Source organism: Pseudomonas sp. KH_027 (genome assembly GCF_057838565.1).
Genome location: NZ_JBYQOM010000002.1, coordinates 425,917 through 449,265, shown reverse-complemented (window position 1 = coordinate 449,265; position 23,349 = coordinate 425,917). Strand labels below are relative to the sequence as shown.

Below are 23,349 nucleotides of genomic sequence, written 5' to 3'. Positions count from 1 at the left end.
GGCGACTGATGACCTGATTGAGTTCAGGCGATTTTCCAGAGAACGCCATTGCGTTGCATCCGAACCAGCTGCTCTTACTACAACGAACCCGGTATCAGCGTCAGATAGTGATTTTCCGCTAAATGGCAATTTCCACTGCGGAGACAGCAAATACCTTCACCAGCACTCAGAAAAGGCATGCCCCTTGCCCAAATAACCATGCGGCAACCTCTCCGAACACTCGGCGGCGCACCATCGCTACACCAGTAATCCCCGGAAGCTCCACTAAGTTCCTTGAATTATCATCGCGCAAACACCAGCAATCCCCGCTACACCCACACGGAATCACCGGAATTCCCCAGAGGATTCACACGCACACACCAAGGGAATTCCGTACTGCACCGGCAATCCACCAGGGATCACCAAAAACCACCATGGTTTACCCCTGAATTCATCACGGAAGCCGTGCCGAGACACCGCCGCACAACAGCCGATAACCAGAAGCTCCGCCGCAACCATCTGACGCACCCGTAGAATCAGCTGGAATCACTTAGGTTCCCCGAAAGGATTCGTAAATCAGTGGAAGGCCTCGAAATACTGAACCCCGCCCCGGAAATGAACTCTGGCTGAGATTTCGATGTGATCAAGATGCTGGAGGCGCCTGATTACCCCGAGATCACTAGATATGCGACTCGCACAAAGGCCTTTAAACACCCCTACAACGACAAAGGCCTGGAGAAAGGGAGGTCTGCGGAGGGGCAGCTCTTGTGGGCCTGAACACGGCTATGGATCGAAAACAGCCTTCTTTTTTCATCACCGGCAATAATTGACCAAGGAAAAGAGCTAAAACACACCACCATAATAGTTGGAAGTTGTGCTAGCTTTAAGCCGCATGCCTTTGCAGTCGTCACCGCCATTTAGTGACCAGTAAATTGCCTTAAATCATCCCGCTAACGAAATGATGTTCAGCCATAAATCTCCAAGCCGCCACGATCTACCGCTATGCAACGCCAGACCAGTTAAATTGGTTAAAACACCATCTAATATAATTATTGATCCTGACTCTCTCGCACTGCCATATGGCTGCCCTACTCACCCCAGATCGAGTAGGAGGCGGATTTACATCCGCCGTCCTCTCACACCACCGTACGTACGGTTCCGTATACGGCGGTTCAGACTATGCGGCTAAGCCGTTTATCGTATCCAGTATCGAGACCAACCCAAGTCGATCCCACAGCCTCTTCGGCAGCACCTGATTCACATGAGGCGCCCCCGAGTTCCACCATGGGCCGCGACCATTGAATGCTGACTTACAGGCCCGTGCTTCGTTGAGTCCCAGGCGCATCAGGTTGCGCGCCCTCGTAGAGGGCAGCTTCCATTGGCGCCAAATAACACAACGAAGTTTGTGACGCACCCAGCCGTCCAGCTCCTCAAGTGGCCGCTTGCTCTGACTTAGCTTGAAATAGCCTGCCCAACCACGCAGCACGGGATTTATTCGCTCAATGACGTTCGCCATCTTGCAGCCCCGCGCTCCACGCAGCAGCTCTCTGAGCCGGTCGCGCAAGCGACCCAAACTCATCGTCGCCACTCTCAGCCTCGGCCGTTGATGCCAGCTCATTCCATAGCCCAGATAGTCACAGACCCACGACCTTGCCACCCGGCTCTTTTCCCGATTCAGCGTCAGTTTCAGACGCCGGTTCAGAAAGCGCTCGACACTGGCCATCACGCGTTCGCCAGCTCGCCGACTACGCACATAGATGTTCGCGTCATCGGCATAGCGCACGAAGAGATGGCCCCGCCGTTCCAACTCACGGTCGAGTTCGTTGAGCAGGATGTTCGACAGCAACGGCGAGAGCGGGCCGCCTTGCGGCGTCCCTTCCTGCCGTCGGCCGACAAGCCCGCCCGACATCGCCCCCGCTTCGAGGTAACGGCGGATCAGCCTGAGTGCTCGCTTATCTTCAACATGGCGCTCTATATGGACCATCAGCACGTCGTGGTTAACTCGATCAAAGAATTTCTCAAGATCAAGTTCCCCGCACCAGCGGTGACCCGCCGCCACATGGGCACGGGCTGTTTCGATGGCTTGGTGAGCGCTTCGGCCCGGACGAAAACCATAGCTGTAGTCCGAGAACCGCGGGTCGAAGATCGGCGTGAGCTGTTGCAGCAACGCTTGTTGGATCAGGCGATCCACGACGCAGGGAATACCCAGTTGTCTTGTCCCGCCTTTGGGCTTGGGGATGTCGACGGCGCGTACACCTTGCGGGTGATACTCACCGGCCAGCAGCCTTGCCTTTAGCGTCGGCCAATACTGTTTCACGTAGCCCGCCAAGTCGGCGACCGTCATGCCATCGGCACCCGGCGCGCCCTTGTTGCTGACCACGCGGTGATACGCACGCTTAAGGTTGGCGGGTGCCAGCACCCGCTCCATCAGCGTGTCCGACTCCGCGTTCGTCCACGCCACAGACGCCGTCGATGTCTGCGCACTGCCAGCCGTCGCCCGCGGATTCTGTCCGGAACTAGGGGTCACAGTTCTCCCTCGGAGAAATTTCTGCTTTTCGACATTCGACGAGACTCTGACGCCTACTGGCGGCATAACCTGTTCGGCCCTTGGTGGCGTGGTCACTCGCCACTTACTACGGCTTCGGCTGACTTCTACACGCTCATCCCGGCGCCTCGCGGCGCTCGGTAGCACAGTGGCAAACGTGCAGATCTCCCAGGGTAATTCGCGCGACCTTCCTGCTTATGCCTGTCGGATCTACGTCGTAGCGTTCCGTGCAAGTATCGGGCTTTGACGATTTGCGCCGTCTTACCCCGCTACGCCGCCTAATCCGCTTCCTGTTCGTCAGGCCAGCATTTTGCCTCGGGCTTCCTTCAGATTCGCAGTCACCCGCGACACCCTTGCCTCCGGCTAACACTTCCCCTTGCCGGGTGTGTAGAGGACTTTCACCTCCAAGTCACCAGCGTGGCCACCACAGCCAAGCTGGTTGCGCTTACGCGCAACGCGCCATGCCTGGCGCACGCAATAAAAAAGCCGGCTCTATGGCCGGCTTTTCCTCACGCCCAGGTTAGAACTCGACGTTCTCGCCTACGGCTTTCTTGTGCTGACTTTCGTACATTTCGCACAGCATCCCAACAACGTGATCGCTCGCCTTCATGCTTTTGTTCGTGGCCCGGACAACGGCTAGCGCATCGAACCCTTCCTCACCAACAAAGACCACCTCCTTCAAGGTCTGCTTGGGCGTTTCGTTCCAGAGACAGCTCACCGCAGGTCGCCCCTGGTGCGTCTCTTTGATCAGGGCGTGTAGACGGCCTTCGACCTTAGCTAGGAATCCCTCCAGGCTGGTCTTGAGTTCGTTGGTTTCGCTTGGACTGTTCACTGCTCGTACCTCTAGGCATTGATTTCGATACCCACAGTTATAACGGCTCGACCCGCCCGCTACACACATCGACCCTTTTCACACAGATCAGAACCTCCTTGTCCACTGAAGGACCTTGCAGCGCATGTAACTGCACTGGGTTGAGTTGCACGCAAATCCTCATATCCCAAAAATCGACCCGACTGAACGCCTCTGGCGTCACTGGGGCATTAGACCCCGCACACGAAGAACAGAAGGGGGGAGCGGCCAACGCCGTTCCAATCGACGGATGCTGGTAGGAGGCACGCCGTGGAATACCGTACAACATGGCTGGCAGAGCTGAGTGAACAGAGCCTACGGGAACTCGACCCGTGGCTGATCCTGACCTCTGAAAAGGCGCGTGGCTTCCTGATCATGTCTGCCCGCGACGCTTTGGGCAGATACCGGAAATTCGGGCTGGCCCAAATGAGCAATGATGAGCTGCTGCATGAAATCTACCCAATGCTGCACGATGCGATTCCTGGAATCCTCGCCAACTGCGCGTCTTCTGTTGAACCTGAGAACCGTGACAGGTTCATCTACGGCAGCCTCCGACGCCTGATTCGCTGCCGACTGGCAGAGCAGGTTTTTGGCCCAGTTAGCCCAAACGACCTCATCTATATAGAGGAAGTAACCCGCACTCCCGACGATGCAGACGACTCATCGTTTCCGGCAGCCCACTCCCTGATGCTCCCGTACATCGCAGATGTGAACAGCTACCTGGAATCGCAGGCGAACTACCAGCCTCAGTTCCTCTCCGAGTCTCAGTTCGTACCAGAAGAACAGGTCCAAGTCGTCCACCTGCTCATCGAGCGCTTCCGCCACTACCTCACCAACAGAGAGGTAGATGTGCTGCGCAACCTTCTACTGAACTATCAAGACCGCTCGATGGTAGCCCTTGAGGTCGGCACGACTCCGAAGATGGTTTCGCGCTACAGGCAAAGCATTCAGAAAAAGATGAAGGCTGTCCTCGAAGACCTCGGCTGGTCTTCTGCTGAATTGCAGGCACTGCTGGGCAAAGCATGCCCCAGCGAAGAATCAGCAGCTTGAGGCTCAAATGAACGACTTTTCCCCTGCTGAGTTCCTACGCCGCGAGGTCTTCCCGCGACTGGATGCTGTCCAAGCAAACCTGCTTGATGGATACGACCCTAAGCAGAAGACGGCCAGCGGCTCCTACCCGCTGACCTGCCCTGCGTGCAAAGCAAAAGAGGCGTTCTACTTCCCGTTCAGCGGCTTCATCAACTGCCCCAGGAAAAAAGAATGCGGTAAGGCTACGAGCATTTGGGATGCCATGCTCCGTGGCGGCTATGAGCACGGCGAGATTTTTTCAACCCTGTGCGAGGCGGCGCGGGTCGAACCGCCAAAACGCGACCAGACCAATTCTCCTGCAAAGCGAGAAGGCTCTAGCGACATGCGAATTGGTAAAGCGATCTGGCAAATCACACAGAAGATGGCCAGTGACAATCCGCAGCCCTTTAAGCAGTTTCAGGATGACCGAGGGTATACAGCTGAGCAGATGGCGTCGATGCGCCTCGGTTACTACACAACACCAAACGAAGTGCTTTCTCGACTCAAAACCTTGGGCTTCACCCTGGAAGATGCGGAAGCATGCGGCTATGTCGAAGTGGACGAAGCCGGCACCCTGCTGACCGGACTGTCAAACAGGATCATAGGGTACTGGCCCCACCCCGATGGTGACGAACGGCTTTGGGGCCGCATCCCCGTTGGCGGAGGTGATAAGCAGGTAAAGAAATACAAGTTTGCCGCCAAGCTCAAAAAGGACATTCCATACCTTTTCAACCAGCGCAAACCGGGCGTGCTCGTCTGCGTCGAAGGAACAATGGATGCGTGGGCGCTGCAATTGACTGAGATTTGGGGCTGTGCGGTTGGCGGTGCCTCCATTAACAGCGCTCAGGCCCTGTACCTGCAAAATCGTGGCATACCAGAACTTGCCCACATGGTTGACGGTGATCAGGCCGGCTGGAATGGTGCCATCACATCCATTCGGAACTGCGAGTCACTTGGGATCGTCGTCAGCATCATCCCGCTAGGAGCTGGAATGGATGACGCGGACGCCCTACTCCGCTCCGGTCAAGCGGAACTGCTCCATACCCTGGTATCGAAGCGGATGAACGCTGGGCAGTATTTAGCCCTGATGCTCCGCTCGCTCTACAACGTTTCGTCTCCCGACCTCCAGGCAGTCAATCGCATTCACTCAACCGCCGACTGCCTGACACCGACCTCCCGCATTGTTTTCGATAAGTACGCATCCCTTCTTGGTGCCCGTATTGATCTACGCCTGGAAGCAGGCCGGATTTTCGGGGAGCTGCTGCGTGCCGGCCTTTCCCTGGACGAGGCAATCTCAAACGTTCGCCGCCGTACAGGTCACGTCATATCTATCGATAAGGAAGAACTGAATGCCTGATCACGCCCCTGCGCAGAAAGGACCATTCCGCCAAATCGTCCACCTCATTCTGGTGGTCCTTCTGATCCTCTACGCAGCGAAGGTCTACCTTCGCGACCCGAATTACAGGCATGTAGAGGTTTGCTACATGCCATACAAAGTTGCCCACCTTGCGTGGGTAGACGTATGGGGCGCCCTCGTCACTGATGACACGGCATCCCTGCTGAAACACAGCCGCGACTTGACCCGCTTCTTCAAGGTTTGCACCGAGGAAGTGAGTACCTGGACGTTGCTGCGGAGCCACGGAACCAATCAATAACCAGCAAAGGAAGTCACTCATGGCTGAAAAGTCGAGCAACCAACCAAACATCACCCTGCCGCAGCGCACCATCACCATCACGGGCGAATACAGCGCTCGGATGGTCCAGAACACTGTTCGCGTTTCTCGCATCGAACAGCGTGCAATCCAGATCGCTATGGCACCGCCAGCCATTCGCGATGCCGGTCGCCGTGCAATGGATCGTTTTGCGCAAGCGACTTCGCAGTTTGAATCCGAGCTTGCTCAGATCGAGAAGGAACTGGAAGCATCTGGCCGCAACAGCAATCGCCGCCGCACCAACGGCCAAGAGCGCCGTGATGATCAACGCCAGCCGCTGACTCGCAACAACAGCGCAGCCAACAACAGCCAAGCCCAAAAGCAAACCCAGCCGAAGCCCGTAGCTACCAGCCAAGGTGGCACCTCCGCTAAGGCTGAGCCTGCAAAGCCAGCTCGCGCCCGTGACCAGGGCAAGGCATCGGAAGGTGCATCCCAAGCGCAATCGCAGGGCAAGCAGGAAACCAAAACTGCGGAGCCTGCTAAGCAGCCAGCCAAAGCCCCTGCGGCAGGCAGCGAACCAGCCCCGAAGGCTCAAACGACTACAACCAACGAAGTAGCGCCGGCAGATGACGCAGCGCCTGTGGCTGTTGCGGCAGCCCCTGCCAGCCTCGAAGCCCTTTAACGAAAGGAGAGACTATGAGACTGCATAATCTGAAAGATGCTGGGGGCCTTATCCCATCCTGGGCATCGGCCTGCTTGCTTAACGCGGCATTTTTGGCGCTCTACGTCGCTGCCCTATATAGGTATGACGCAAAGCCAACTGCCTTCGTAGCAAGCGCCTGCACCATGGCGATTCTGCTGTCTCTGGTCTTGGGCATTGCACTGCTGGTTCGTGAGATTGTTCTGGCACGGTCTGGCGAGGTAGCTAGCGCCGTGAGCAAGGGCATGATGGCTGGGCTCAATTTGAGCTGGGCCATCAGCTGCCTTTCCTTCATCTGCTACATCGCATGGACTCCTGTCAGCCTATACGTTGATCAAAACCTATCCATCGTAGCCAGCGGCGTCGTGGCTTTTGGCCTTGTTGCTGCTGGCTACTTTTTCGCTTCACCCACCACCAAGCCCGAATCGTCGGATTCGGAGGCAAACCGAGCCTTGGTATCTGTTCCTGGTCTTAAAGCCACCCTGCCCCAGCAGCCGGCTTTCCAAGTCACCATTGCGGACCTTACCCGGCTTCTCACCCATCAGGCCGGTCGAGCTATCGGTTACGCCGGATCAAACGTTCTATTCGATGATGCTTTCAGTCTTGAGCTGGATGCTAACGAGCGTGTTGCGCGGGTATACAGCAACACCAACCTCGTTCACACAGAGGACTTCCTGTACTGGAGGCTCCACATGCTCATGATGGGCTCGGCAGCGGAGAAGGTACTGACAGGCCGGTCGAGTCAGGCCGCATTGGATGACCTCACATCATTCGATCAGTTGGCGAGCAACTACCTGACCCTCAGACCAGATCGCACATTCAACTCGGCGCCAGTAAACGTTCATGAGGCGCAAATTAAAGCATCGCGTATCGCAATGCTTCGCAAGAATGTCTTCGACCGCTGCTTAGCAGCATGTGTTGAAAATAAAAAGGTTCTGGCCGACTTGGTAAAGATGATGCGCACTCGCAGCGTCCTCACCTACGGGGACATTCGTCCGTATCTAGAGCGGGTCACTATGCCTGACGGCTTTCCAGTTGCTCGGTTCGAAGACGACGAGATTTTGCTGAAAGCCCTTCTTACTCACGATGACCACCCAGAGGTAACGCTTGAAGGTGCGTCAGTGGTGGCTTCCTATGAGGCCGAGGCAAGCACAGAAAAAGCCGCATCAGCTGGTGTAGAACCTAACCAGTCAACGCCTCAAAAGGCATTCTCGACAGCCCAGGTTCCAGAAGCGGCAAACGAGGAACAGCTTGTTTCCAGTTTCACGGCGTAACAAAGGCTACGGGCGAACCGTCACGCGGTTTCGCCCGTTTTTCTTTGACTCGTATAGTGCGGTGTCAGCCTCTTTGTAAGCGCCGGCAGCGTCCAGCCCCAGCTCCGCCATACCCCCGCTAAAAGTGCAACTGAACTCGAACCCATCACCGGATAACATAACGAGTTCGGCGAACCTTTCACGCAGCCGGTTAATCACCGCGAGAGCACTTTCAGTGGTGCATGCAGGCATCAGCAGTGCGAATTCCTCGCCACCCATGCGGCCTACAAAATCCGTGCTCCGAACACCATCCTCTAGGACCTTTGCCAGTTGGCAAATGACCTGATCCCCTACTGGATGCCCATAGGTGTCATTGACGTTCTTGAAGTGGTCAATGTCGATGATTGCCAGCGCACACTGCTCCGCCCGCTCAGAAAGCCGCCTCATGGTTGTGTCGAACTGCGCTCGATTCAGCAGATTGGTGAGAGGGTCGCGCCGCATACGGCTCTCCAAGGCGACAGAACGCCTTATCGTGGACTTGAGAACTTTGATGAATGCGTCCTTGTGCAGCGGCTTGCGAATGAACCCGTTCGCTCCCGCAGCAACCGCGATCAGCTGCTTTTCGCTATTACCCTCAGCTGACAGGAAGATGATTGGCATCGTTGCCTCCCTATCCTGTCGAATGATCCTGGCCATCTGGTCCCCCTCGCACTGGGGTAGATGAAGATCACTGATGATCAAATCCGGCTGGAAGGATTCAATAGCCTCAAGCACCTCGATTGCGCTGGTGATGTGGCACACCTCAACCCCGACTTCCCGCATATATTTTGAGGCGAGATAGGCATCGGTCTTGCTGTCCTCAACCAACAAGACACGGTAGCCCCGCATAGTCCGATCACGCATCCAGTCTCGGATAAGGTCACGAACCCGCTTCTGATCGTCCTGGACGCTCGTCAGCCGCACGTTACCGAGAAGGGAAAGGCGGCTGCGCTCATCGAAGGTTACGATCCTGTCTGTCATTACAATGATCAACCGATCATCACCGCCATGGTCAAGCTGCCCGCAAAGCGTATTGAATGAGTCAGGCCAGTCTAGAACCTGATTGCCCATGAGTAGCACCGGAACATCGGCGACACAGACCTCGGTGTTGTAACTCGACCCAGACAGGTCTGCCTCAACCATCTGGATGCCAAGTCGTGCGAGGTAAGTTGCTGTGTCAGCTGCGGCACACCTGTCAGCGTGCAAATACATAACGACTGGGGTCGTGTCTGTGATGCGTGAATGCGTTTGGCTCATGTGAAAAAGGTCCATAGAGACTCAGGCATTTATTCTCGGCTTCCGGGCTATCCGTGTCGCTTTCCACGTCTCCTTTCTGCTGGCCTGTACCGTGTTGCTTGGGAGTTCGCTAGTGGTTTTCAGCGGGTGGGGGCTCGGGCTCAACTTATTTCCCAGACAGCACATTCGGATTCCAGATTTTTGCCCCTCAGACACAGGCTGCGGAAGCCGGGGCTCGGCTCCAGTTCTCGCCCCTGAGCAGGCTTGCCGGCCCCCGGCCCAGGCTGCGAGGGCTGACTTCTTCGTGCCGGGGCTGAGGGCTCGGCTCCCAATCCGGTTTTCGAGGGGTGTTGGCCTCATTTCCTAACCCGTGGCGTGGGAATAGGCGTGCCGCGACCCACCTTGCGTATCGAGCCCTTGATTCCAGCCTTTGGGGGCCAAGCCTCGGGTCCCAATCTAGCTGCCCGAATGCCCGCCACTCCTGCCGCCGAAACCCAAATCCCAGATTGTGCTTTGAGCATTTCGGCTGACTGGCGATGACACGCCCGATTAGCTCTCAGGATGGCTCTAATCACTCGAAACAGGAGCAGGTCTATGACAGCAACGTTCAAACTAGATATGCCGGCCAAGCCTCGCGCCATTCGCCGCCAGGAGCCCATTGACCCAGCCGCATTGTCAGGCCATGAATCGGCCCAATGGGTTCCCGAACACGCGCTTGCAGCTGCCGAGGAAGGCTGGGGCATTTTCGAGGCAGATGGCAGCGATAACGGCCCCTGGCAGGCACAGGCTTTCGATGACGTGGCGACTGCCACCAATCGGTATGGCGTCTGCGTTCCTAAACTAGGAGGTGACGACCATGCTTGGCGATTGGTATTCCACGGCGTAGGGCCTCATCACGCTGCCGCCCGCGTGTTCCTTCAAGCCCATAACCCTATTGAGTGGGCAGCCATCAAGAAGGTTGGAAAGGCCCTTGGGTCTTATCCTGGGGAAGATCGGGAACCCGATAACGGTCTACTGCATGAAGCTGTTGCGGCCTTGTCTAAGGCCAATGGGCGCGTGCTCATCACATCATGGGTTGGCCTAGACCTGATGGAGAGCGACCGTGTTGTTGAGTTCTGTACGCTTTCAGCTAGCGGGCAGCTGTCGATGGTTCGTGAAAGCGCAGGCGCGGAATGGGAGATTCAACTTTTGTCGTTTGCGGCACAAAAGCCGCCTTACACCGTGCTGGAGGATGAAGGGGTTTACTCAATCCATAGCAGACTGCTTGAGCATCTGTCGCGTGGCCAGACGGCAGCCGAGGCCATGGCTAACGTACTCGCGTAGAACGGCAACACTGGGCTGCTGCATGGGCAGCCCAGACCTCCCCTCCCCCCTCAATTCCCATCACGCGGCGTCAGCACCATCACCTGCCGACTTGATGATGCTGGACAGCACCTCGTTGAATCGACCCTGCACCCATTGAAAGCTGTCGCTCACGCAACCTGGGAAAGCTTCGAGTAGCTTTTCAGATAGAGTCCTGTCTCCCGAATCGACTTCCATGAACCGGCGCATTCCGTAGTCGTCTCCTAGGAATGCGAGGGCAAGCGCGGTTCCAGTGAAGTTGTTGCTCCCGAACCAAATTGCCTGTCCGTGGCTAGCACTCTCATAGAGGTCTTGCAGGATGGCCCGGAACATCCCCGTGCCATAGGCCTTCATCAGTGCCTCGCCGAGGTCAGAAGCGATGAACCCCATTGGCATTTCTGGGGTTTTGGACAGGCCCTTTGCGAACTCCCAGCTGACCAGAAATTGCAGATGACGCATAACTTGGCATTTGCCGGGGTTTTCTGCTGCAAAACTGAGCACCGCGTACTGGCCTACCATGGCCTGCGTGAGGTCATCACTCATCATGGCGGCGATGCCCTGCTTGCTGCGCATAAGCGTGTAATGGGCAGCAATGGCGAACTGCCGCACCAGCACCCCGAACGGGTCGAATGACTGATCCGGCACCACTACAACGTGCTTCTTCTGGCCGCAGCTATAGACGGTGCCGAGCGCGGACTGAGGCATGACCTGCGGCGAGGCTCGCACCACATCCACCTCACGCAGATTCATAGCGAATAGCCGCTCCACGAATGCGCGAGCGTAATCCACGGCGAAATCGGTGACTGTCTCGGGCTCCGGCTTGTAGGTGTTGATGCACTGGCCAAGGGAAAGCCGGTTGTCGTTGGTGATAGCGAGCGCATCGATGTGTCCCGGAATCCGTTGATGGGCTTTGAAGTCCTCACGGTCGGCAACCTGTTCGAGCAGAAGCTTGCCTCGGTCTGAGGTGAAGCCGTGGAGGGAGCCTTTGTGCTCCATAAGCCAATGATGGCGATCCAGTTCGTATAGGCACAGATCGGAGACGCAGGCCGATTCGTTCATACACCCTCACATTCCTCGATTCAAAGGTTTGGGCTCAAGGCACCCGCCACGCAGGCAAAGGTCGGAACCCCCATACAAGATAATGGGGAGTCGAAACCCCCTTTCTGAGAGGTGCCATGTATCAAAACTGGCTCAATACTCAGGTTCGGGTCTGAGAGTGGCATGAAGCCAGGTATCCCGATTCCCAGTCCGAGCGGCGAGGATTTGTAGCTGTCTCGGCTTACCCGGCGATGACACAGACCACGACGCATGAGGATGAGCACATCCCAATCAGACAGAGGACATGCGTCATGACCACCACCACTCAAGCCCAAGCACAGCAATCAGCACTGGCTGCACGCGTAGAGCAGGGACACGAAGGCGACTGCGCTAAGCGATTCACAGGCGCCGCTGAATGCACCTGCGGGCATGCAGATGCGGAGGCCGACCTGGAAGCGCTTGGTACTGCGAGTGGAGCCACCTACTCCCTGTTCGCCCTGGTCACTGCTGCGGATACGGTCTACGTCGAAGCGATGGAGGCAGCCGAGGTAGGTTTCGGTCACTTCGTTGATACCGCCACCAGCAAAGACCAGCTCCGCCTCAGCTGTTCTGACGACTGCGACTATCACTTCGAAGACCAGCAGGTGGTGCTGATGCCCACTGGTGAGGTGATGGCTATCGAGTGCCCTACCGATCCCGAGGATGAAGCAACGACCTATCGGCTGCTCCTGACAGTGGATCGCCCCCTGAGCGCAATCGACCTACAGGCTCAGGCCTAACTCTGCACTCTGAATCAGACCCAGCGAATGCAGCGTGCTGGGCCTGATCCCCTCACAAGGAAATGCCAATCCATGAAACTGTTCTTGGAAGGACACAACGTGCGGCGTGGATACGCCGTTGGCGTTGAGTACAGCGACGATGAAATCCGGCACCTTCCGGCTCCGACCGAGCCAGAAATGCCGGTGCGTTTCTATGCCAGCCGCAAAAAGGCAGAGCGGGTGATAACGCGCTTCAATCGCCGGTTTGGGAAGTGACGGGCATGAGACTCGACTGGTCAACCCTCTCCCCCGCCGAGCTGCTTGCCGAGGCCGAAGGATTTCAGCATGACAACGACGATGGGTCAGATTGCTACTTCGACCCTTCTGAGGCGCAGTGGAGTCTTCAAGTCATCGATCCGGCCAGCGTTGACGCCTTTGAGAGCGACGAAGCTGCAAAGACCTGGATCAGCGAGGAAATAGCCGCACTACGCAAGGACGGCATGGATAGCAGGGCTGCGTTGTACGAGTCGATGATCCTGGACGGTTTTGAAGACCCGGTGATTATCGGGGCATGCAACGGTCGCCGGGCCATCTGGGACGGATGGCACCGCACAGCCATAGCCATGGTCAGGTGCGAGCTTCTGCTCGCAATCCTGGGTGATAGGCCATACCCCAGCCCAGCCCCCAGCTTAGGCGCCGAGCATGTTTCTCCTGTCGCTTTGGCTGCGCGGTGACACAGCCGTCCTGGCCTCATTCTGTGCCCATACCAACCACTACGAGGGCAAAGCCATGACCAACCTTCCCGCGATCAAGACCGAACTGGTATCCGATGAAAACGGATTCCTCGACTATGACGTGATCGCCCACCCGGTGCTTCGCCGGGCTGCCGTTCCGAGCGGTATCCGCATTGGCGAGCAGTTCAACGTCTACCACGGCGAGAGCAGCAAGAGCGGTGCTGTGTGGCGTGGCTCGGTCAACACCTCGCTCAAGAGCTGGCTCGAAGCGCAGCCCAAAGAAGTAGGCGGACTCAAGGCCATCAGTGACGTAGCCAAGGCCTTGGTTCCACGACTCGCGGAGCTGGGTTATCAGGCTGCCCCCGGCTACTGGTGCGGTCGCACGTTCTGCCTGGGGGTTGCTGTTGAGAACATCGCAGAAGCTTGCCGCCTTGGTAGCCTGCTTGGCTCGGAGGTAGGTGGCGTTGAGTGGGATCGGCAGGGGCACCAGCAGATTGTCGTGTTCCGAGACGCGATAGTGAGTTACTGAAATCAGGGGCCAGCAGGCCCCTTTTTCATGCCCGCCTGACGGCGGTCACAGTGTTATTCAGGCAAGAGCTGGGTGGTGGGGTGGCGGGCGACCAGCCCGGATCACAACTGAGCATTTGGCGGAGGATGGCGAATCAGAACCGTGCATCCCGGCATGCGAGCCAGGGCACCCCGCGAATCCTCACGCCCCAGATTCAGCTGCCACGATCTGCACGCAGCACCGATGACACAAGCCTTCCGGGATCATCATAGGCCCATCGAATCAACGACCGGGCCAAGCCCAGAGGATCAAACATGAACACTGCAACCATCGCCGTCACCAAAGAATCCGCCCTGGAAGCCGTGCAGTGCCTCGCCGATGACGTTTCCTTGCTGGCCTCGGGTGATTGGCAGGGTGACGACGAAGGCTGCGAGGCCTCTCTCGGCATGGTCGAGCGCCTGACCACCTTCATCAACACTCAGCAGTTCCCAGAGTCTGAGGAACTGGACGGTGCCAAGAAAGCTGTTGCGTGCCTAGGCGAGGATTTTGCCCTGCTGGCAGCTGGTGACTGGACACCAGACGACGATAGCTGCGAGGCCTCCCTGACCATGATCGAGCGACTACGCACGTTCATCACCGCAACTGCATCCGTTTGAACGGCATTGGCACTCACTACAGGCGAGCCCAGCATGAGCACCAGCACCAGCACCAGCACCAGCACCGAGGCGAAGTATCACCTGCACCACGGCCTCATGTTTCTTGTCCTGGCCGAGTTCCCGGAAACCGAAGAAGGGATTCGGGAGGCCAATCAGTACATGGAGGCCAACCCCGGCGTTGGGGTTCTGGCCGTGGAAGATGGCACTGTCATCCTGGTACACAACGACGACCCTGGCGCTTCGACCGATGTTGATCTGGTGATCGAGCGCATGAAGCGTGCGGCTAAAGCTGATCGGTGGGGCCGGCACGGGGAAACCGTAGGCCTCACGCTAATCATCGTTGACGCAAGCCGTAGCGGTTCGTTTGCCTGGAAGATTGCCGGTCGGCGTGTGCGGCTGGCTGAGATTCGAGCGCTACTGGAGGATGCGGCTGCGAGGGGCGAGCTACCCCGCGCAATGCCCCGCAAGTCGTAACCAGCGCCAGCACCACCAGCCGCATGCCTCGGTTCCCGCATTGGGTGCTGAGCATTGTGTTAAACAAGACCCTTGGTCACGGTGACACAGCGGTGCTGGCCTTATCGTTACCCCATCGTCAATCAACACGGGGTATCCGTCATGACCTGCCTTCATATGCGCTTCTACCTTGCCGGCTACAGCGGCCTTCTGCTGCCTCGGGCAATGCGCCGCCTACTTGCCCGGACGACCATCCACCGCGCTTGGCTGTCCGGCTACATGGGCGTGTTCCAGGAGGAATCCCCGGAAGGGATGGTAGGACGCGGCGTGTGCGACCGGCCAACCATGCACTACCGCAAGGGCTCGAACCGGGCACCAGCAAAGCTGCGCACCATCACTAAACACCTGCTTACCCCGTACAACAACTGATCCGACCACAGCGCCAGCACCGAGGCTACTGACCCGATGAAAGCTATCACCCCACTCAAGAGCGCCATTTACCGCAGCTGGGAACAAGGCGACAGCACCACCCTGATCGTTGTCGTTACCGAAGATGGGGTTTCGCTCCAGCACATCGACGACCGTCACACGGAGACAGAATCGACTCTGCTCCAGATGACCCCTAGCGAGGCAAGAGAGATTGCCGAACGAATCCTGCGCGTGCTGCGTGGAGTGCCAGCAAACAACCCTATCGATCAACCCGCCCCGCAGCTATTCGTGACGCGCAAAACCGATGGGGAGCCATACCGAGAGGGAGTGGCAATGACGCTGAGTAATGGCGACTGGATGCGTGATTTCCAGTTCAACATGACCAACGAGATTGCGCATGAACTCGCCCTCATCATGCACGCGGCAATGGACTGACAGGCGGAGTGGTTCTCGGACGCAAAGATGGGGTTTCGGGCTTGACCGCTGCCCCACGCAGGCGCACCTTGTATCTGTAGACGCAGGAATACTAGAATTGATTCTACAGACGCACACAGGAAAGGCCGTCATGGGAACTCCAGTCAAAGCACCAGCATTCACCAAGGATCAGGCCCGCGTGGTCTTGAGCACCGCGCTGAACATCCTGATGAAATGGGACGCTTCAACAGAGCAGTCCTGCAACATCTTGCGCGTTTCTCGCAGCACGGTCACTCGCGCACTCCAGGGCAAGGGCGTGGAGCTGGACGGCGATCAACTGGAACGCGCCAGCATCGTTCTGAACTGCCACGCAGCCCTGCGCCTTGTTTTCGACAACCCGGAGAACGTCTATGGCTTCCCTCGGATGGAGAATCACAATGACTTCTTCAATGGCCGCACGCCCCTTGAAATCATGGCCCAAGGCGACCTGCTGTCCCTGTTCGAGACATACAAGCGAATTGATGCCCTGCGTGGAGGTGGCTGGTGAGTCTGTCTAGCCTCCCTCTGCTGGCCGGCGACCCGGTGCAAGCCTACCGACTGGTCAACTCGAAGTTCCCGCCCATTTCCCTGTTCGAGGACGTGGCGAACGCGGAGGACTTCGAAGTGCTGTACCAAGTCCAGGCGCTGACCAATCCTCGAATCCTAAACGAGGTTGGGAGGCTGGAGCTGATCCCCCGATCCGAGATTCCTTTCGGCATTACCGGCTGCTCCTATGCCACTGCCCCCTTCACGCACGTCAATCAAGATGGCTCGCGGTTCAGCGATGGCCGCTTTGGGGTTCTCTATGCGGCTGATGACATGGACACGGCGGTTGCCGAGGTGAGCCACCACCAGACCCGGTACTGGTCGAACGTCCCAGAGCTGCGATTCGAGCGGTTCGTGTTCCGTGGCTTGAGCTGCAAGTTCACCGACGAGGGCATGCGTGATGCGTGCGGCGTGGCGATCAATGACCCGATCTACAGCCCGGACGACTACTCGTCAGCGCAGAGTCTCGGGTTTGAGGCCAAGCGTGCGGTGTGTACTGGCCTGCGTTACAACTCAGTTCGCGCACCAGGGCACATCTGCTGGGCGCTGCTGACGCCACGGGTCGTAACCTCGATCATCCAGACGGCGCACTTCGAAATGGTCTGGAACGGAGCGATCACCAGCATCAACAAGCTCCAGATGATCAGTAGCTAGGCTGCCTCCCCTATCCTCGAATCTGATGCTGGGTGGCGACGATTCGAGCAGGCTTCCGATGACACAGGGCTTCCAGCCGTATCGTATCCCCATCGTTCCCGATTGGACTTGAAAGCCATGAACAACCCGATGCTGACAAACACGCCTAACAGTGATTCTGCCTGGGATCGCGCCGCCAACTATGTGAAAGAAGAACGCAGTATGCGGGCGGTAGACAGGATCGTGGTTAAGGGCGCACTCGACGTTGTGTTCTTCCGTGCTGCTACGGCGCACATGGTCGTAGCCGGTGAGAACCAAGAAGCCATTCGAGGCATCAAGACCCGCTTCGACGGCACCAAGCTGATCATCGAGCAGGAAGGTACTTCTATCAGCGTGGCCGGTGGCAGCATCCATGTTTCAGGCTCTGGCAACATCGTGGCCGGTGGCAACATCTACATGGGCAGTCGCCGGGGTGGCGTGAGCATGCAGTTCAATGGCCCAGTCGGTGGTATAGCTACCGGCGCCGGTCGCTGCATCGTCGGTATAGCGCTGCCGGAAGCCCCGAGTATCCGCCTCAAGGGTAGCGGTGACATTACCCTCTACGATCTACAGCAAGCCGTCCTGGATATTGCAGTAAAGGGTGCGGGTGACATTACTGCATTCGGGAGCGTTGACCACCTGGAGGCCGAGGTAGCCGGCGCTGGGAACGTGGATGCTCGGAAACTGATCGCCAGGACTGCCACTCTGTTGGTTTCTGGGGCCGGCGACGTAAAAGCCCATGTAAGCGAGGCGGTGAAAGCACGGGTTTCCGGCTGCGGGGACATTGTTGTCCGGGGAAATCCTGCCCAGCGAGATAAATCTGTCTCTGGCGTCGGCAGCATAAAGTTCAAATAGCAGGCCCCCTCAGTACACCCCTTCCTCTGGCGCCAGCATGAGCATGCTGGCCCGCGCCCGATCAATGAACCTGACCTTCCATTCGGCATTACTCATCACCGATTCCACTTTTGGGGTGTGGGGTTCAACGAACCAAGTGGGTTCTAGCTTTAGAGCCGGCCTCGCATCCACATGGGCGACAACGGGCAAGGGGCACCGCACCAGCTCATCACCTGGGATGGGTGTAGCGAAGCCGCTTGTACCTCTTGTATGCACCCGCAAGCGGCACTGAGGGCAGGCGTAGTCCCGGCGATACACAGCACCAGCATTCGTTCGCGCCCTCGTAGCAATCCTGAATTCCCCAACTGTGATCCCGTAGGTTTCGGCAGCACGCCAAAAGACACTCAAGTACCGGCGCAGCTGATCCTCAGCTTCACTCATTGTGATCGAGCGCCCGCGCCTCTTAGCTGACGTGACAGAGCAAGAGGCATAGACCGGCTTGAGGTCGCCGCGAATACGGTTGGGCAGCAGAACAACACCTATCGGTCGCAACCAGCTCAACCCGCACTTGCACGCAACCTTCACCCCTATTGGCCGGGCGGGGGTCTGTTCGAAGCCACTCAGATCGTCGAAGAATGCCGACCCTGAACATACGGCTTGAGCAATGGCGGCTGCGTGGGTGGCGTCCTCAGCTACGAACACAGGGTTTGAAGCCAGCAAGTCAGCCCCAACGTGCCCCGTGCTGGCGTTTTTACCGAAAAGCCATAGCGTGGGGACACCTGACGCGGAACGCTGCTCTGTGCGCTCGTAGGTGGCTTGAGCGGACTGTCGAGTGAGCTGCACCTCGATGGCAAGGGATGGGCCGAATGCCGAAGGCCCAACCAGAACATCTGCACGCCAATCATCCATGCCGGCTTCCAGCTCTACCGTGAAACCCAGTTCTTGGAGCCGAGCGTAGATGGCCAGCTTTTGAGCTGCGTGCTCTGGGCTTTCGTTGCAGGTGTAGCCCTCGGGTGCCTCGCCTGGGAAGTGAGAGAAGAACCGGGTAATCCCGCCACGCCACCTAACGGTTTTCGCCAAAGCAGGAAGCTTGGTGTCTGGCATGAATACCTGCCTCTGCTTAGACAGCTTCACGACTCGACGCCATTCCTCATCAGGCAAGAACGCACCTATCACGCGCTTGCCATCAACGATTGCGGTGCAGCCCATGCGCCTCTATCCCCTTCAAATCTCAAATCTCAAAACCGGCATCGAGCATTAGCGGCTTATGCCAGATCGTAACCGATGACACACCCAGTACCCGGTGATGATTTGTCCCGTACCTAAGACAAGCCACAGACCAGAGGACAAAGGCAATGGGGATCAAGGCGCAGAACGGCTTCATGGCGTTAATGGCAAAACAGATCGTCGCGGCGATTAGCAACTGCGGGAATCCGTTCGTTGAGGAATACCTGGACAGCATGGATTGCAGCGTTGAGGCCGAAATAACGAACCTTGAAGCCTTCCAGCGGAGCGTTGCCCGCAATCCTGGCGGCGATCATAGCCTCGCCTCTGACGCGCTCAGGAAGTGGTTGTTCGGCTGGAAGGAAGCCGACAAGTGCCTTGCGTGCATGGGCCTCAAGTCATCTGCTGCATGGGCAGAGGCTTACTTCAAGGCCGGTCGAGCGTAAGCGCTCGTACCTGCCGTCACATCACAATCGAGGTTTTCACATGTTCAAACTAATCGCCGAACTCATCGAACGTCGCCGGCAGCGTCGCTACTGGCGGTACATGACCAAACTCATGCGTGAGTCTGGCCCGGTAGTCGTGCAGACATACCCTGTACAGCCAGCAAAACGGAAGTAGACGGCACCAGCTGGTGCCGGGTGATGGATGCTGATTTCCAATATTGGGCGACGAGCATTACCAGCTTCTTCGCCCACGCATCCGGTGACACGGCGGGACGCATGGGAGGATTCACCCCATCGAGAACACCCCAACCGCATTTAGGTTGGGTTCAGGCCTGGAGGCGATGATGCACGAAATTCAGATTGGTCAAGCCCACTACGTCCAGAGTGGTTTCCAGCTCTATCAGCACTCTGAGGCAGTGGTAGATGCGGCCAGCAAGGTTGCGTGGGCAGAAGGCGTTTTGACCGAGAACAACGCCTGGCTCACGCCTGAGAATTTGCCGGCTGACACGGCCAACAAAGTGTTGGTTCTGGCGAAAAGTGCGCTGGCACAAGCCGAGGTAATCCTCGCGGCCAATCTGCATGGCCCGGTGCTTGTACGCCCTGAGCGCCCTCTCAAACCCTCAACCGAGGCGGCACCAGCAGAGCGGGTAGCGACACTGCTATTCCAGTTCGTTGAACGCGGTTCGCTAGCAGCGCTGACACCCCTTGAGGTTGTCACGGTAGAACGAGGCGTGAACGAGCCCGACCAACTGCTGGAACTGCGTGCCCGGTGCGCCTATTTGGCCGAGTTGCAGCACATGATCAAAACTGTGCCAGCCATACGCGCCAAGCTTGCAGGCCGTGAATGGTGCCTCGATTGGACGCGGGTCTAACCCTCAACAAGCCCGAAAGTCTGGGTGGCTAACCCCGACTCCCCAACCCAGGTAGCGGGGAAAATACTGTTCGGAGCGTGACACAGCCAATCCTGCTGGATGATGGCGACACGTAAACAAACCGAGGACAGCCATCGTGAACACCACCACACCTGAACTATGCAGCGTCGATACCCAGGACAGCGCCAGCAAAGCCACCTACGCCCTGTTTAGCCTTATCGATCTGGCAGACACTGTGCTCATTGACCAGATGGACTCAGACGAAATTGGCTTCGGTGACTTCCTCCGCGACGGTCGTAACCTCATGCGAATCACTGGCGGGGATGGTGATGTGTACATCGCTGATCAGCAGGTCCGGCTGTTGGACGGCGGAAATGTCGATGCCGTTACGACCTCTAAGAACAAGGACAATGATGGAATCACTGTCCGCCTGACCTTGAAAGTTGAACGCGGCCTGACAAGCAGTGACCTGCCGGCGTAGCTCCCGCAATCTGAACCAAGAGTAAAGGGGCTGCTGCCCCTTTTTCGTGAGCGCCTGTAAGGCTATGGTGAGTTTCAGGCAAAGGCTTGATTGAGCCTACCCGTTCACCACACCAAGCAATTTCATCTTTGGAGGATCGGACTTTGAACCTGTTTGGCACGGAGACACCGAGTTTAGAAGGTAGACGCCTTGTCAAAAGGTTCGCCGAATCGTTGCAGGGGCTGGCGGAAGCAGAACGGCTTCCCGAATCCGCCTTTGAGACTTGGGGTGAGGTTTTCGCGAAAGAAAGCATGACTCTGGAAGAAGCCGAGTGGCTGGGAAACTGGTACAGCATGTACCACAAGCGCAGTCCTAGCCTCGGTTACATCATGCATGCACTGCGCAAGCTGCGTGCAGAAGGCGAGCTTCCAGAGCACATGATCGCCGGCAGCGAAGACCTACTGGCTCAGAAGATAATCAAGTTCCTGCACGATGAAGGTGCAAGCGGAGATAATGCGGTGAATAGCCTTTTCATGGCCGCTGCACTCTCTCACGTTGCGTATTACCGGAAACACCACCCGAGCATTGATCGGGTACATCTGCGCTCTGAGCTTGAGGGTAAGGCGCGGGTAAGCGATTGGATGGCAGATGAGGTGCTTGATGAGATTGAAGCCGGCGTGGGGGATTTGAAGGCGTTGAAGCCAATCTTGTTTCCTTGATCGATTGCAGCACCAGCACCCTTCCCCAATAAGCCTGCTCACGCGGGCTTTTCGTTTTCTGGCTTGGCACCGTGCCATTGCCATGAACGCCCCACGCAGCCACTCCTGCCTTTCGATCCTGACGCCTCAACATCGGAAACGAGAATATCTGCTCCCCCCTCCGTGACACAGCCATACCCGGTGGAAGATGGCCACATGCAAATCAGACCACTTACAATTGCATGGAGGGCCGAACCGATGGCCAATCAGAACAACAAGCTTCCCTCCGCCACCCAGCACCAGGGCAGCCAGCACGACCGTTACGAAATCTACCGCGCCAACGCCGAGAGCCTGGGCTGGCCGGTGAAAACCTTCGAAGAATGGCTGGACAGCTAACCATGCAGATTGCCAAAGACTTCCTGATCCTCCGGGGCATCAAAGCAGACGGGCGAATTTCCCTCGCCCTGGAGCGCAAGCCCCTCAAGGTGGCAACGCTGCTGGATGAGGAACAGTTCAACCACAACGGCCACGGCCTGCTGCACAACCGCACGGTGTTCCTCGAAGACCAGATGCACGACTGGGCATGGGAGAACGGGCGCTTTCGCTACTTCTCCCTCGTGGCAGGCGTGGCAGACGTACTGATCGTCTACGAGGTGGGTGACGTTTTCTTCTGTCCCCAGTGCGGCACCAAGAAAGAAGTCCTGGACACCCTATGTGGTAGCTGCGGGCACAACCCCGGCGCTTGACCCAGCGCCAGCTCCAAACCGAGGAAGTGAGCATGTCCTATGAACGCTGGAAGCAAGAGGTAGTGCGGGAGCTGATCGATCAGGGAGCAGACATGATCGAGGCACCCCACATCGTCGAGGAAAACGAAGATTGGTTCCGTGAGCAGTTCGATAACGGTGCTTACACTGGCATCACCGCCACCGAGTGGATGGCGCACCACTACACCCCAGAGTGAGGGACGCAGAAATGCAGAACGACCCGGCCCAGAACGTCTCGGATGACGAGATTGTCGCCGACCTTTTCCGCCTCGCCCGGTCAGGCCAATATCTGAAAGCAAAACCACTGCTGGCAGCTGGCGCGTTGTTGTACCCGCAGGAGCCCCAGGAACGAATCAAAAACTGCTTGGTGCGCCTCGGTGAGATTCTGTGGGATACCGATCATGGAGGCTTTGCGACCGAGTACAAGCTACATCGACGACACGAACGCAGCAGCCTTACTGCTAGCGCTTGACCGAACAGGGGAACAGTCATGCATACCGAACCAATCACAGATGTTGAGGTGTACCGGGCGACCCTCGCAGCTTGCGTGCAAGCCGAATCCAGCAACCAGACCAAACTGGCAAATGTGCTGCGTGCTTGGGTTGATGGCTCGCCGTTTCATGGTTGCCCGACCTGCAATGGTCGAGCGCCATGGCGTAATGAGCCGCCCTGCAAGACCTGCAACGGCGACGGCTTTGTGCCGGACGCCGAATTTTAAAAGGGGACACGAAGGCTGGCAGGATTAGCTCGGACCCCATATTGGGGTCTTAGCATTTCCGTATTCCGGCGAACTCTAGCGATGACACACCCGCTGACGCGTGATGATGACCACATCGAAAACGCACTACGGAGTGCCAGCAATGTCCCTTACAGCCGAAGAAATCCTCGCCATCGCCAACCGCCCGTCCACGCCCGTCTTCACCTTCGGTAGCCCCGAGCTGGCTGAGTGGAACAAGCAGCAACGCGGCGGCTACTCTGGCTGGTATGTCGTGCTGCATCTGACACCGCATATCCCCAATTCACCGAGTTTCCGCGTGCTCTCCTGCTGGTATTACGGTAACGGCGTTCCGCTCTCTCTCGACGTGCCCCAGTCCATCAAAGCGGCTGCGTGAGCGGCCTACCCACTCCCCCATCGAGGAAT

General features: G+C 57.6%; 32 protein-coding genes. 27 read left to right on the top strand and 5 right to left on the bottom strand.

Going from position 1 to position 23,349, the window contains the following annotated elements; translation table 11 throughout:
* Positions 1 to 1,156 precede the first annotated feature (1,156 nt).
* Positions 1,157 to 2,572: a group II intron reverse transcriptase/maturase gene (ltrA, locus tag AC3IYG_RS25095; RefSeq protein WP_489314160.1), complete on the bottom strand. Its 1,416-nt coding sequence runs from the start codon at positions 2,570 to 2,572 to the stop codon at positions 1,157 to 1,159.
* Between the two features lie 472 nt (positions 2,573 to 3,044).
* Entirely contained in the window at positions 3,045 to 3,356 is a 312-nt protein-coding gene (locus tag AC3IYG_RS25090; protein WP_489314159.1) for a hypothetical protein, read from the bottom strand.
* Between the two features lie 288 nt (positions 3,357 to 3,644).
* Between AC3IYG_RS25090 and AC3IYG_RS25085 the strand changes: the two genes are divergently transcribed.
* From AC3IYG_RS25085 to AC3IYG_RS25065, 5 genes are read left to right on the top strand one after another with little or no spacing between them, the layout of a single operon-like run.
* Positions 3,645 to 4,424 carry a hypothetical protein gene (locus AC3IYG_RS25085; protein ID WP_489314158.1) on the top strand — a complete coding sequence of 260 codons (780 nt, stop codon included), beginning with the start codon at positions 3,645 to 3,647 and terminating at the stop codon, positions 4,422 to 4,424.
* Positions 4,425 to 4,431: 7 nt separating this feature from the next.
* Positions 4,432 to 5,799 (top strand): toprim domain-containing protein, encoded by a 1,368-nt coding sequence (locus AC3IYG_RS25080; RefSeq protein ID WP_489314157.1) that lies wholly within the window; start codon positions 4,432 to 4,434, stop codon positions 5,797 to 5,799.
* Positions 5,792 to 6,097: a hypothetical protein gene (locus tag AC3IYG_RS25075; protein WP_489314156.1), complete on the top strand. Its 306-nt coding sequence runs from the start codon at positions 5,792 to 5,794 to the stop codon at positions 6,095 to 6,097. The genes AC3IYG_RS25080 and AC3IYG_RS25075 overlap by 8 nt, the downstream gene beginning before the upstream one ends.
* Before the next feature lie 19 nt (positions 6,098 to 6,116).
* Entirely contained in the window at positions 6,117 to 6,776 is a 660-nt protein-coding gene (locus tag AC3IYG_RS25070; protein WP_489314155.1) for a hypothetical protein, read from the top strand.
* Between the two features lie 14 nt (positions 6,777 to 6,790).
* Complete coding sequence (locus tag AC3IYG_RS25065) at positions 6,791 to 8,068, top strand: hypothetical protein (RefSeq protein ID WP_489314154.1); 1,278 nt, start codon at positions 6,791 to 6,793, stop codon at positions 8,066 to 8,068.
* A gap of 6 nt (positions 8,069 to 8,074) precedes the next feature.
* Here the strand turns inward: AC3IYG_RS25065 and AC3IYG_RS25060 are convergent, their stop codons facing one another.
* On the bottom strand, positions 8,075 to 9,343 hold the full coding sequence (locus AC3IYG_RS25060; RefSeq protein WP_489314153.1) for a GGDEF domain-containing protein: 1,269 nt from the start codon (positions 9,341 to 9,343) through the stop codon (positions 8,075 to 8,077).
* Positions 9,344 to 9,916: 573 nt separating this feature from the next.
* On the opposite strand from AC3IYG_RS25060, the gene AC3IYG_RS25055 reads away from it, so the two are divergent.
* Entirely contained in the window at positions 9,917 to 10,645 is a 729-nt protein-coding gene (locus AC3IYG_RS25055) for a hypothetical protein (protein ID WP_489314152.1), read from the top strand.
* A 60-nt stretch (positions 10,646 to 10,705) separates the two neighbouring features.
* On the opposite strand, the gene AC3IYG_RS25050 is transcribed toward AC3IYG_RS25055, so the two are convergent.
* Positions 10,706 to 11,722 (bottom strand): hypothetical protein, encoded by a 1,017-nt coding sequence (locus tag AC3IYG_RS25050; protein WP_489314151.1) that lies wholly within the window; start codon positions 11,720 to 11,722, stop codon positions 10,706 to 10,708.
* A gap of 290 nt (positions 11,723 to 12,012) precedes the next feature.
* Here AC3IYG_RS25050 and AC3IYG_RS25045 point away from each other — a divergent pair, with 290 nt between their 5' ends.
* The 11 genes from AC3IYG_RS25045 (at position 12,013) to AC3IYG_RS24995 (ending at position 17,765) form a co-directional block, all read left to right on the top strand.
* The gene (locus AC3IYG_RS25045; RefSeq protein WP_489314150.1) at positions 12,013 to 12,480 is read left to right on the top strand and encodes a hypothetical protein; all 468 of its coding nucleotides are present in this window, start codon (positions 12,013 to 12,015) and stop codon (positions 12,478 to 12,480) included.
* 72 nt (positions 12,481 to 12,552) lie between these two features.
* Positions 12,553 to 12,735 carry a hypothetical protein gene (locus AC3IYG_RS25040; RefSeq protein ID WP_489314149.1) on the top strand — a complete coding sequence of 61 codons (183 nt, stop codon included), beginning with the start codon at positions 12,553 to 12,555 and terminating at the stop codon, positions 12,733 to 12,735.
* 5 nt (positions 12,736 to 12,740) lie between these two features.
* Positions 12,741 to 13,193: a hypothetical protein gene (locus tag AC3IYG_RS25035; protein WP_489314148.1), complete on the top strand. Its 453-nt coding sequence runs from the start codon at positions 12,741 to 12,743 to the stop codon at positions 13,191 to 13,193.
* The gene (locus AC3IYG_RS25030) at positions 13,162 to 13,722 is read left to right on the top strand and encodes a hypothetical protein (protein WP_489314147.1); all 561 of its coding nucleotides are present in this window, start codon (positions 13,162 to 13,164) and stop codon (positions 13,720 to 13,722) included. Before AC3IYG_RS25035 ends, AC3IYG_RS25030 begins: the two co-directional genes overlap by 32 nt.
* Positions 13,723 to 14,015: 293 nt before the next feature.
* Positions 14,016 to 14,357: a hypothetical protein gene (locus AC3IYG_RS25025; RefSeq protein ID WP_489314146.1), complete on the top strand. Its 342-nt coding sequence runs from the start codon at positions 14,016 to 14,018 to the stop codon at positions 14,355 to 14,357.
* A gap of 33 nt (positions 14,358 to 14,390) precedes the next feature.
* The gene (locus tag AC3IYG_RS25020) at positions 14,391 to 14,831 is read left to right on the top strand and encodes a hypothetical protein (protein ID WP_489314145.1); all 441 of its coding nucleotides are present in this window, start codon (positions 14,391 to 14,393) and stop codon (positions 14,829 to 14,831) included.
* 141 nt (positions 14,832 to 14,972) lie between these two features.
* Positions 14,973 to 15,239: a hypothetical protein gene (locus AC3IYG_RS25015; protein WP_489314144.1), complete on the top strand. Its 267-nt coding sequence runs from the start codon at positions 14,973 to 14,975 to the stop codon at positions 15,237 to 15,239.
* A 36-nt stretch (positions 15,240 to 15,275) separates the two neighbouring features.
* Positions 15,276 to 15,674, top strand: coding sequence for a hypothetical protein (locus tag AC3IYG_RS25010; RefSeq protein WP_489314143.1), 399 nt, complete (start codon positions 15,276 to 15,278; stop codon positions 15,672 to 15,674).
* A gap of 130 nt (positions 15,675 to 15,804) precedes the next feature.
* On the top strand, positions 15,805 to 16,200 hold the full coding sequence (locus tag AC3IYG_RS25005) for an antitoxin Xre-like helix-turn-helix domain-containing protein (RefSeq protein ID WP_369317326.1): 396 nt from the start codon (positions 15,805 to 15,807) through the stop codon (positions 16,198 to 16,200).
* Positions 16,194 to 16,892: an RES family NAD+ phosphorylase gene (locus AC3IYG_RS25000; protein WP_489314355.1), complete on the top strand. Its 699-nt coding sequence runs from the start codon at positions 16,194 to 16,196 to the stop codon at positions 16,890 to 16,892. The genes AC3IYG_RS25005 and AC3IYG_RS25000 overlap by 7 nt, the downstream gene beginning before the upstream one ends.
* A gap of 117 nt (positions 16,893 to 17,009) precedes the next feature.
* Positions 17,010 to 17,765, top strand: coding sequence for a GIN domain-containing protein (locus tag AC3IYG_RS24995; protein WP_489314142.1), 756 nt, complete (start codon positions 17,010 to 17,012; stop codon positions 17,763 to 17,765).
* A gap of 9 nt (positions 17,766 to 17,774) precedes the next feature.
* On the opposite strand, the gene AC3IYG_RS24990 is transcribed toward AC3IYG_RS24995, so the two are convergent.
* Positions 17,775 to 18,953 carry a competence protein CoiA family protein gene (locus AC3IYG_RS24990; RefSeq protein WP_489314141.1) on the bottom strand — a complete coding sequence of 393 codons (1,179 nt, stop codon included), beginning with the start codon at positions 18,951 to 18,953 and terminating at the stop codon, positions 17,775 to 17,777.
* A 146-nt stretch (positions 18,954 to 19,099) separates the two neighbouring features.
* Here AC3IYG_RS24990 and AC3IYG_RS24985 point away from each other — a divergent pair, with 146 nt between their 5' ends.
* The 10 genes from AC3IYG_RS24985 (at position 19,100) to AC3IYG_RS24940 (ending at position 23,320) form a co-directional block, all read left to right on the top strand.
* Positions 19,100 to 19,414 carry a hypothetical protein gene (locus AC3IYG_RS24985; RefSeq protein ID WP_489314140.1) on the top strand — a complete coding sequence of 105 codons (315 nt, stop codon included), beginning with the start codon at positions 19,100 to 19,102 and terminating at the stop codon, positions 19,412 to 19,414.
* Between the two features lie 344 nt (positions 19,415 to 19,758).
* Positions 19,759 to 20,286: a hypothetical protein gene (locus tag AC3IYG_RS24980; protein WP_489314139.1), complete on the top strand. Its 528-nt coding sequence runs from the start codon at positions 19,759 to 19,761 to the stop codon at positions 20,284 to 20,286.
* Between the two features lie 136 nt (positions 20,287 to 20,422).
* On the top strand, positions 20,423 to 20,767 hold the full coding sequence (locus AC3IYG_RS24975) for a hypothetical protein (protein WP_489314138.1): 345 nt from the start codon (positions 20,423 to 20,425) through the stop codon (positions 20,765 to 20,767).
* Positions 20,768 to 20,910: 143 nt separating this feature from the next.
* Entirely contained in the window at positions 20,911 to 21,465 is a 555-nt protein-coding gene (locus AC3IYG_RS24970; protein WP_489314137.1) for a hypothetical protein, read from the top strand.
* 237 nt (positions 21,466 to 21,702) lie between these two features.
* The gene (locus AC3IYG_RS24965) at positions 21,703 to 21,840 is read left to right on the top strand and encodes a hypothetical protein (protein WP_305579023.1); all 138 of its coding nucleotides are present in this window, start codon (positions 21,703 to 21,705) and stop codon (positions 21,838 to 21,840) included.
* Positions 21,841 to 21,842: 2 nt separating this feature from the next.
* Positions 21,843 to 22,190, top strand: a complete 348-nt coding sequence (locus AC3IYG_RS24960; RefSeq protein ID WP_489314136.1) for a zinc ribbon domain-containing protein — start codon at positions 21,843 to 21,845, stop codon at positions 22,188 to 22,190.
* Between the two features lie 32 nt (positions 22,191 to 22,222).
* A complete protein-coding gene (locus tag AC3IYG_RS24955) occupies positions 22,223 to 22,405 on the top strand; it encodes a hypothetical protein (protein WP_489314135.1) in 183 nt (60 codons plus the stop codon).
* An 11-nt stretch (positions 22,406 to 22,416) separates the two neighbouring features.
* Positions 22,417 to 22,680, top strand: a complete 264-nt coding sequence (locus AC3IYG_RS24950) for a hypothetical protein (RefSeq protein ID WP_489314134.1) — start codon at positions 22,417 to 22,419, stop codon at positions 22,678 to 22,680.
* A gap of 18 nt (positions 22,681 to 22,698) precedes the next feature.
* Entirely contained in the window at positions 22,699 to 22,926 is a 228-nt protein-coding gene (locus AC3IYG_RS24945) for a hypothetical protein (protein WP_489314133.1), read from the top strand.
* Between the two features lie 142 nt (positions 22,927 to 23,068).
* Positions 23,069 to 23,320, top strand: coding sequence for a hypothetical protein (locus AC3IYG_RS24940; RefSeq protein ID WP_489314132.1), 252 nt, complete (start codon positions 23,069 to 23,071; stop codon positions 23,318 to 23,320).
* Positions 23,321 to 23,349: the final 29 nt, after the last annotated feature.